8 protein-coding genes are annotated in these 9,284 nt (G+C 62.6%); 7 read left to right on the forward strand and 1 reads right to left on the reverse strand.

All coding sequences use genetic code 11. The features are described from left to right. Nucleotides 1–477: 477 nt before the first annotated feature. Together B8W67_RS19500 and B8W67_RS19505 are read left to right on the forward strand one after the other, a co-directional pair. Nucleotides 478–1,146 carry a hypothetical protein gene (locus tag B8W67_RS19500; protein WP_133056160.1) on the forward strand — a complete coding sequence of 223 codons (669 nt, stop codon included), beginning with the start codon at nucleotides 478–480 and terminating at the stop codon, nucleotides 1,144–1,146. Nucleotides 1,147–1,494: 348 nt separating this feature from the next. Next, nucleotides 1,495–2,946 (forward strand): ATP-binding protein, encoded by a 1,452-nt coding sequence (locus B8W67_RS19505; RefSeq protein ID WP_085305808.1) that lies wholly within the window; start codon nucleotides 1,495–1,497, stop codon nucleotides 2,944–2,946. Between the two features lie 358 nt (nucleotides 2,947–3,304). On the opposite strand, the gene B8W67_RS19510 is transcribed toward B8W67_RS19505, so the two are convergent. Next, complete coding sequence (locus B8W67_RS19510; protein ID WP_109561847.1) at nucleotides 3,305–3,781, reverse strand: helix-turn-helix domain-containing protein; 477 nt, start codon at nucleotides 3,779–3,781, stop codon at nucleotides 3,305–3,307. A gap of 120 nt (nucleotides 3,782–3,901) precedes the next feature. Between B8W67_RS19510 and B8W67_RS19515 the strand changes: the two genes are divergently transcribed. The 5 genes from B8W67_RS19515 to B8W67_RS19535 all read left to right on the forward strand — a co-directional run bounded on the left by B8W67_RS19515 (nucleotide 3,902) and on the right by B8W67_RS19535 (nucleotide 8,948). Then, nucleotides 3,902–4,114: a helix-turn-helix transcriptional regulator gene (locus B8W67_RS19515; protein ID WP_085305812.1), complete on the forward strand. Its 213-nt coding sequence runs from the start codon at nucleotides 3,902–3,904 to the stop codon at nucleotides 4,112–4,114. Nucleotides 4,115–4,188: 74 nt separating this feature from the next. Then, nucleotides 4,189–6,753, forward strand: coding sequence for a phage/plasmid primase, P4 family (locus B8W67_RS19520; protein ID WP_085305814.1), 2,565 nt, complete (start codon nucleotides 4,189–4,191; stop codon nucleotides 6,751–6,753). Beyond that, nucleotides 6,750–7,637, forward strand: a complete 888-nt coding sequence (locus tag B8W67_RS19525; RefSeq protein WP_085305816.1) for a hypothetical protein — start codon at nucleotides 6,750–6,752, stop codon at nucleotides 7,635–7,637. Before B8W67_RS19520 ends, B8W67_RS19525 begins: the two co-directional genes overlap by 4 nt. After that, nucleotides 7,634–7,969: a hypothetical protein gene (locus B8W67_RS19530; RefSeq protein WP_085305818.1), complete on the forward strand. Its 336-nt coding sequence runs from the start codon at nucleotides 7,634–7,636 to the stop codon at nucleotides 7,967–7,969. Before B8W67_RS19525 ends, B8W67_RS19530 begins: the two co-directional genes overlap by 4 nt. A gap of 58 nt (nucleotides 7,970–8,027) precedes the next feature. After that, nucleotides 8,028–8,948, forward strand: a complete 921-nt coding sequence (locus B8W67_RS19535; RefSeq protein ID WP_133056161.1) for a hypothetical protein — start codon at nucleotides 8,028–8,030, stop codon at nucleotides 8,946–8,948. Nucleotides 8,949–9,284 lie beyond the last annotated feature (336 nt).

Here is a 9,284-nt window from a genome sequence, read left to right on the forward strand (position 1 = left end):
CTACGCTGACACCCGGACCGGCCAAGCCCTGGCCGGAATCCAATAGTCCGAGCCTCCACCGAACCCAGTGCGGTTCAGTTCCCGATGACAGCGTGCGTTGTTCACGGCAGGCTTGCGGAGACCCCTGGCAAGATGCCCACCGAAACCCTTGCCTGGGTTGGCCGTCTGCCCCGAGCTGACATGCCGTGGTCGGTAGCCGCCGAACACATCAGCGTCAGTGAGTCGCGTGTCGCGGTACTGGATCACGGGGTGGTTGTGCCTGAGTCGCCATATAAAGAGCGGTTTCGTGATGGGGCAATCATCTATCCTCTCGTGCTGACGTACGTAAAAGAAGGTCCGTCAGGACCATTTGGGGCAGGAGCTGGGCGACGTTCGGTGGTGTCGCTACGGAGTGTCCACGAGCCGTGGGCCGCGTGCGAGCCGCTCGCAGGAAATGTTGAGAGCAGGTTCGTTCGAAGGGTGTATCTCGGAGAGTCCGTGCTGCCCTTCCGTGTCATAGAACCGCGCGAAGCAGTGTTGCCTGTCACGGACAAGGGAATACTGACCTCAGACGAGATTGAATTTCACGACGGGCTATCCGCCTGGTGGTCCACTGCCGAAGAAAGTTGGGCTAAGTACAAGGCAAAATCTGAGTCGCGTCCATTCCTGGAGCGGCTCGATCACCACGGACAGCTTGCAGCGCAGTTCCCGATAGCACCCGTCCGCATCGCCTTCACAAAGACGGGCACCGTTCTGGCAGCGGCAATCATCCGAGAGCCCGATGCCATAATCGACCACAGCCTCTATTGGATGCCTGTGATGGTGGAAGCTGAGGCGCACTATTTGACTGCAATCCTCAATTCTGCTCCGCTGTTGTCTGAGGTCAAGCCATTGCAAGCTATAGGTCTATACGGCGCTCGGCACTTCGATAAGAATGTCTTTGCAGTCCCTTTCCCAACTTACGACAACAGGCAGTCTCTACACGTCGACCTCGCTACCTTGGGCAAGGAAGCTGAAGAGGCTGCTGCAACAGTCGACGTGAGCGGTGTACGCCGCTTCCAGGCGGCGCGGAGGTTGATTCGGGAACACCTGGCGGAAACCGGTATCGAAGCCAGGATCGTGGAAGCCGTCACCCAGTTATTGTTGGCTACGGCTTCGCAGGAGTGACCGAACGGGCGGCGGCGAGTGCCGCCGAGCTGGCGGGCGGATTGACGATGGGGGCGTCGTGCGGACCGTGTGCTAGGCGGCGGGAGGCTGGGTGGCGGTCCCACGGCGGGACCCGACCTAACCTCGCCGCCTAGGACGGTCACTACGGATATCGGCTAAGCCGCAGGTCGGCGGCATTTCATTTAAGTTTGTAGCCGATGGATGCGAAGATCATCCTCGTGACCTGCGGCTTTCCATTTAAGGTGAAACAGGACCTTCTCCTCAGCGAGTGAGGATGCAGGAAGGTCGGCAAACGAATCGGAGAAGTGCGTGCATAGTGGGACTCTGAGCCCTGACGAGTTCTCGGGCATGGTTCACCAGCTCATCGACCGCCCCACCGAGACCGAGTGGATCGAGTTCAAGCAGAACCTGGGCGATCCTAAAACGATCGGTACGCGGATTTCGGGTCTTGCCAACTCTGCTGCGCTGCATCAGCGCCCACGCGGATACCTCGTCTGGGGTATTGCAGATCAGCCCCACGACATCGTGGGAACGACCTTCGATCCCTACACGGCCAAAGCCAAGGGCAACGAAGACCTCATCCCCTGGTTGCACCGCGCTCTCGACCCTGCGCCCGAGATGACGCTGCACGTTGGGGAGATCGAGGGACGCCGTGTAGTGATTCTCGAAATCCAAGCAGCGAGCCACGCCCCCGTGCAGTTCATCGGTGAGGCGTACATCCGCGTCGGCACATACACCAAGAAGCTCAGTGAGCACCCGACCCTGCACCGCCAGCTCTGGCGAGCTCTCGATGCCACGCCCTACGAAGTCCAGTTGGCATCGGCACCGATGGACACCGGCTCGCTGATGCAAGCACTCGACTACGAGAGCTATTACGGCCTCCAAGGATCACAGGTGCCACCGACTGCCGATATCCTGGAGAACTTCCTCGCTGACAAACTCATCGAGGAAGCCGCGACGGCGAAGTTCAGCGTCACAAACCTAGGTGCGTTGCTATTCGCCAACGACCTCCGCCAGTTCCCATACATCGAACGCAAGGCAGCGAGGGTCATCAAGTACCAGGGACTCACGAAAGCCATTGCCGAACGCGAGGTTGAGGGTCGAAGGGGCTACGCGAGTGGATTCCAAGGGCTCGTCGGCTTCGTTAATGACCTACTCCCCCGCACGGAGCGTATAGACGAGGCGCTCCGCGACGAGGTGCATGCGTATCCGCAGTTAGCGGTCCGTGAGCTGATAGCCAATGCGCTCGCCCACCAAGACCTATCGGTGACGGGCAGTGGACCCCTCATCGAAATTTACGACAACCGTCTGGAAGTCACCAACCCTGGTGAACCACTCATTTCTCCACAAATGTTCATTAACGCGCCCCCGCGATCACGGAACGAGAAGCTCGCCACCATGCTGCGGCGCTGCAAGATTTGCGAGGAACGCGGCAGCGGGTGGGACAGGATCGGCTTCGCCATCGAATATCACCAGCTCCCTGCTCCTGATGTTCGGGTCATCGCAAACCACACGGTAGTTACGGTGCATGGTCCGAAATCGGTACGAGACATGACACCGGAGGAACGCCTGAGAGCCGTCTACCTACATGCGTGCCTGCGAATGGTGAGCAGGGAGCAGCTCACGAACAAGTCTCTGCGCGAACGGTTTCGCATGTCGGAGGCGCATACGTCGACCGTCTCGACGTACATCCGCGATGCGTTGGATGCAAAGCTAATCGTCCCCGATGACCCGAACGCAAGTCGCAGGCACATGCGCTATGTCCCGTACTGGGCGAAAGAAACCGAAGAGACCATCTGACCATCCTCCGCGCTCACTCTCTCTATCCTCCGACGCCAGCGCGTAGCACCCGAGAATTCCGTAGCTGGGCACGGGGCGGAGGTCGGGTGTACCCGAGGACTCTCGACGCGCCGAGCCTGGCCCGCGAGGTGGGTAGGGGACATCGACAGGGTGGGTCGCGGGCAATTCGGGCAACTTTTCAAAACCTATCTATAGGCCGATTTTTTCCCTCTATCACCGCTGGTCGGGCATGAGACACGAAAAAATCCCTAAAGAGCAACTTTTGAAAAGTTGCCCGAATTGCCCGCTTTGTGTGACTTGAGTCGATTTATGAGGTTCACGTGACGAATGATGCGCGTGATGTTTCAGCCCCTCACAACTACTCGGCGGGAAGGGCCTCATCGAGACGAGTAGGAGCCGGGCGGACGACGACCAGCGCTAGGAGCTCCCGAAGCCGAGATTCAACTACCTCCGAGTCGCTCTGGACATGAACCACCACGCCGTCGTCCCCCAACAACTCGCCGACGAGCCCTGGAGGAAGGTCTTGTACCCGAGCCAGGTCGTCTAGCCTTTGAGCCAAGGTCGCCACGCCCGCCGCCGCCACGACCGCCGCTGATTGGGCTTGCCGCCACGCCTCGACGGCTCGCCCGTCGCGACGATGAACGAGGTCGTCGATGCTCATACCGAGCATGTCGGCGGCAGCCACCAATTCGCTTGCTTTGAGCCCTCGTTTGCCCAGCTCGACGCGAGAGTACGCCGACGGATCGAGCCCCAAAGCGTCTGCGAGCTGTTTGGCGGTCATCTGCCGAGATTCTCGGGATTGCCGCAGGTAGCGACCGATTTCCTCGTCATGCACGCCCTCAGCCTACGGCGATGATGAGAAAATCTCCAGTCAATCAGTGGACACAATCACATCACATCTGCTACGTTGTGGATACGTCCAGATAAATACAGGCGATTATCACCAGGAGGAGCGATGACCAGCGTGATGCCGAGCCCGACGGCGCTGCGCCCGCGACAGGCAGCGCAGTACGTGGGCCTGTCCGAGGCGTCGCTCGCGAGGAAACGATTCCGAGGCGAAGGTCCTGCCTACGTGAAGCGGGGCAGGTTGGTGTACTACCCGATCTCGTGCCTCGACGCCTGGATGTGCGGTGAGGAGCTCGGCGAGACCCTCTCCGCCAACGGATAACCCCCAGACAGCAGTAGAGACGGAACCCCGCGACCAAACGAAGATTCCGTCTCCACCATTGAGAAAGGTGTCGGATGTCCGACAACCCCACTGTAACACCAGACCCAGGGACTACCGACCGTGACGACACGGGGGACGTTCAGTCCCTCCCTGGACAGCCCCTCCTCGATGACGACCGCGAGCGTCTGACTCAGGAGTGTGGTCTCACCGAGGAGTTCTTCGACGAGCACCCCGACCTGGTGCGGTCGGTTCGCTCCTCCGACGATCTGGTGGTCAACGGTGAGACCCCGTGGTCTCACCTGAAATCCGAACCGTGCGGCGTGATCTTCGTGTGGACCGACCTCGACGGACACCCGCAGTTCCAGTACCGACCTGACACTCCCGCCCCAGGCGAGGGGAAATATCAGTTCCTCAAAGGGGCCGTGCCCACCTACGGTGTGATCCGTCAGGGCTCCGAGGAGGGCAAGCTCCTTCTCGTCGAGGGACACAAGAAGTCGATGACCGCAGCGTCACTGTCCGCCGAGGTCGGTGACACCGACACCTGGATCGTCGGGCTCCCGAGTTGCACGTCCTGGTCGGAGGGTGAATGGTCTCCGAGCCTCGACCTGGTGTCGCTGGCTGATGACCGCGACATGATCATCTGTATGGACGCCGACGCGGCGCACAACCGCGCGGTCTATGACGGCGCGGCCTACCTCGCCGAGGCGCTGTCCAACTCTAAGACAACTCGATTCATGCGAGTTCCTGGCGGAGGGAAGTCGGGACTGGACGACGTTTTCGCCGCCCTGCCGCCCGAGCGCCGCGCCGCTTCGTGGGTCCGCCTCCTGGATCGCACCCAGGAGAACAAGAAGCCTGCCGACCGCCGCCCCGAGCAGAAGAAGGGCAAGGGTGGGAACGGCCTGACCCCCGAGCAGATCGAGGAGGGTCGGCGCAAAGCCGCCGAGCGTGCCGCCGCCGCGTTCGCCGCTGAGGAAGCGTCGGACCTCTCCGCCCTGGATCGGATGAGGCGCATCGAGAGTGACCCCATCGACCCGTCTCCGTGGTGTGATCCCGAGTCGGGCTCGGTCCTCCCGTCGGACGTGTCGGTTGCCATCGTCGGCGGTGTGCGACCTGTCCATGTCGACGCAGCGGGCGAAATCCGTGTCTACTCCTCGGGGTATTTCCAGCGAGGCGATGCGGTGCTCCAAGCCGAGGTTCGCAGATACCTCGGGAACAAAATGTCCTCAACTGTCCTGGCGACCGTCAAGGAGCACATCCGCGCGTTGTGCCAGGAGTATGACCTGATCCTGCCCGCCACTCCGAGCAGCTCGCTCCTGCCAGTCGAGAACGGGATGCTCGATGCCGTGACGGGGCGTCTCTTCCCCCACGACCCGAAATACAAGTCGCTCTACAAACTCCACATCAAATGGAACCCCAAAGCCACCTGCCCCACCTACGAGCGGTGGCTGGAGTCGAGCATCGGGCCACACCAGATCGAGGTTTTCGAGGAGTCGATGTGCCAGATCGTCTGCCCGACAAGCGTGCCCGACCACGTGCCGTTCCTGTTCGGTAAGTCGCGGTCGGGAAAGTCGACGGCTACCAAGCTCGTCCGCTGGCTGCTCGACGGTCGGCAGTGCAACCCAGGGTCGAGCATCGTCGCCGCCGTTACCCTCCAACAGCTCTCGGACCACAAACACGCCTCAGCCGAACTGTACGGAAAGGCGGCGTGCATCGCTGGCGACATGTCGGCCAAACACATCAACGATCTTGCGCCCTTCAAGCAAGTCACAGGCGACGATCCGATCCAGTCGGACAAGAAGTTTGGTCAGATGTTCGCATTCGTGAACCGCGCGCAGTTCTACATCACCGCCAACCAGCTTCCGACGGTTCGGGTCGACGACGCCGAGCCGTATCTGAACCGCATCCGACCCATCGCATTTCCAAAGTCGTTCGCGGGTCGGGAGGACAAGACGTTGGACGACAAGCTCTACAAGGAGCTTGAGGGGATTTTCGCCCGCTGGGTGCGGGCGTACCAGTCTCACGTCACTCGTGACCGTCGGTGGTTACAGATTCACCCCGCCGTCTACGGACACTTCGCCGCCGACACGGACAGGGTTGGTGGTTTCGTCCACAACTGCTGCACCACCGTGAGTGATACGAAAACTGTTCTCCCCCTCCCACCTCGTCAGGTCGTCACGGTCGAGGGTGACAGTCGAGGAAAATGGCCCATCAACGCCTGCGCGACGCTCACCGAGCTCCACAGCGCCTTTTTGAAACGGGTTGAATTCGAGCGGGGATCGGAGATGCAGCTCTCGACGTTCCGCAAGGCGCTGGAGAACGTACCCGGAGTTCTGTTGGATCAGAGGAACCGAACCCGAGACCGTGTGTCGAACCTCGTCATCAAACCTCAGGTCGACTGGACAAGTCAGCAGGACGTTGGCTCGTTGGCCTCCATCCTGTTTGACGAGCCCGAGGACGACGAGCAGGACGAGACCCCCGAGCCCCTCGTGTCGGTGCCCGCCCCAGCCACCTCGACCTCCGACGGCGAGGAAGCACCCCGACGGTTCTCGACTCCCGCGCCACCCCGACCCACCGTAAAAGCGTCCGGCCGATATACCCCCCGCAAGGGCCTTCCCAAGCGGCAGGGAGGCACTCGATGAGTTCCTTCCTCCGTGCCGAGTTCACTGACATCGACCCCACCTGGAGCCTCGACGACACCGACCTCTGTCTCCGAATCCTGGAGTCAACCGTCAATCCCAACACCTCAATCCGAGCCCTCCGCGACCACTGGGGCGACCACGACCGCGACCCGATCACCGCCGCCGCGTTCTACCTGTCGTCACGCTTCCCCGTGACCACAACCGTCGAGTCCGTCCCGCAGACCACGCCCGTCGAGGTTCTCCGCCCCTGGATCGACGACGCAGCGGGTCGTCCTCTCGACGACCTCGAAACCACCATCGTTTGCGTGCTCGCGGGCTTCACGATCCGTCACCTTGACGGCACCCCGACGGTCGACATCCCACCTTTTCTGATTGAGTCCGAGCGCGCCCGCCGAGCGGGCTGGAGGACGCCGTTTGGAAACCCCGAGTCGTACTGGCCGACTCGACCTCGGATCACTCAACAGAAGGTTGACGAGGTGCTCGTTGACATGTCCGACCTCTCGACGGGTGGTGTGATGAACCTTGCTCCCTCCCATTTTCTCCACCGCCGACGGGAGCTCGAATCGGTCTCCGTGGAGCGGATTCGGGAACTCGTGGACTGTCTGATCACCAGGCTTCCCGCCGTCACCGAGATCACCGACCAGGACTCGGTGAAAGACCACCACGTCTCCGAGTGGGTGACCATGCGCCATCCCGAAATCGGGCACGTCGGAGTCGGGGAGTTGGTCATCGCGGCTGCGGTCGCGGGGTACCAGATCGCCGTCTGTGACTCGGGCGCGAGAACACACGACGACCTCTATATCGGGGTACCGAACCTGTTCGTTGATCTGTACGAGCATGCCTCGTCGGTTCATGTCCGAGCGCCAGCGAGGAGCGCAGCATGACCTACTACGCCGACTACTCCAGTCCCAGCTTCACTCCGTACCGACCGATTGTCTGGCTTTCCCTCGACCGTGACACCCACCGACTCTCGGTGACCCCCGAGGGTTACATCCCCGAGCTGACGAACTACATGAAAACCGACCTGCCGCGCTTCTCCCGCTACTGGCGACCTAACCCTGGACGGCGGTCCTCGGGGTCGTGGCTCGTCTCGGTCGGCTACGCCGCCGAGGCGGTCTCTGCCGTCCGCCGCATGTCGGTCGATGTCCGTCGTGGGTCGGGTTTCGCCGACCTGATGGAAGTCGTCGAGACAGCCACGAGGACGGGTGCTGCGTAGTGGGACGTGACGGTCGGGGAGGGCGGAGATGACGGACGGAACGATCAGGATGGAACCCATGAGCAAGCTGACGAAGGCCCAGCGCCAGGAGGCGGAGCTCCAGGAGATGTGGTACCGCGCCGCCTTCGAGACGATGCGGCGGAACCGCCGACGCATCATCCTGTGGTTGGTGGCCGCGACCGCGCTCTCGGTCATCGGCAACGTCGGGAAGGCCGCGCTCACCCTCCCGCCTGGACCTACCCAGTGGCTCGGGATCGGCTGGGCGGCGGTTCCCCCAGTCCTGCTGATGTTGGCCGTCGAGGCTCTGCCGACCCTGGAGCAGATGCAGGGAGCGGAGCAGGACCGCGCGGTGAAAACCATCACCTGGGGGATCGTGGCCGCAGCGTTCGGGTGGAGTGCCCATGAGTTGTACTCGTTCACCGTGATGGTCGGAGTGCTGCCGCAGCTCGCCGTCCTCGCCCCCGTCACCATCGACCTGTCCATCCTCGCCGCGACGCGCGGACTCGTGAAAACCGCACCCGCGTGGGCGCGGATGAAGGCGGGGGTTGCGGCGACCGCACCGCCAACTGCCGCGCAGCCCGCATCGGTCAGCGCCGCGACCCGCGACGGGCGGAGCGCGATTACCAGGCGAAACGCGGAAACCGCGACCGCGAAACGTGAGCCTGAACCGCGAATCGCAGCTCCGACCGCGACCGCGAACCGCGACGGGACCCCGCGAACCGCAGACGCGACCGCGACCGTTCCCGCGACCGCGACGCCTGAACTCCGCGACCTTGCGGAGCAGGTCCACGCGGCGCGGGTAGCTCGGAAGCTCGACGCGGACGACATCGCGCTCATCCTCGCCGCCGACGCCGACGGGGCTGCCCTGAACCGTATTGCCTCGGATCACGGCGTCCACCGCGACGTGGTTGCCAAGGTCTTGGGGGCTGCCCGCCAGCTCGACCATCCCGACCAGTCCCGAGCCCTCGCCGCCGTCTGATCCCCGTTTCCAGACCCACCACACCGACCCGCACGGGCGGGTGACGGGCTGAGGTTTTCGGGGTCGGTGGGGCCGTTCTCTGATCCGTGCGACTCGGAGAGGGCTACCCCCGTACACCCCGAAAGCACATCCTTACCTCGGGGTTTACGGGTACTCCAGCCGCCTCGTCGAGGTCGGTCGGAAATTGTTCGACCTTACGGGCGACCTTCAGGGCGGATTCCGTCCCGTCTTCTACTCGGTTTCTGGTCGGTCTTCCGCCTGGTCGTTCTGGAGGCCGACGGACTCCGTAAGGCCGACCAGAACCCCACCGTCAGGTAACCCCGCACACCCCAACCC

The organism is Mycolicibacillus koreensis (genome assembly GCF_002104795.1).
GTDB classification, from domain to species: domain Bacteria; phylum Actinomycetota; class Actinomycetes; order Mycobacteriales; family Mycobacteriaceae; genus Mycobacterium; species Mycobacterium koreense.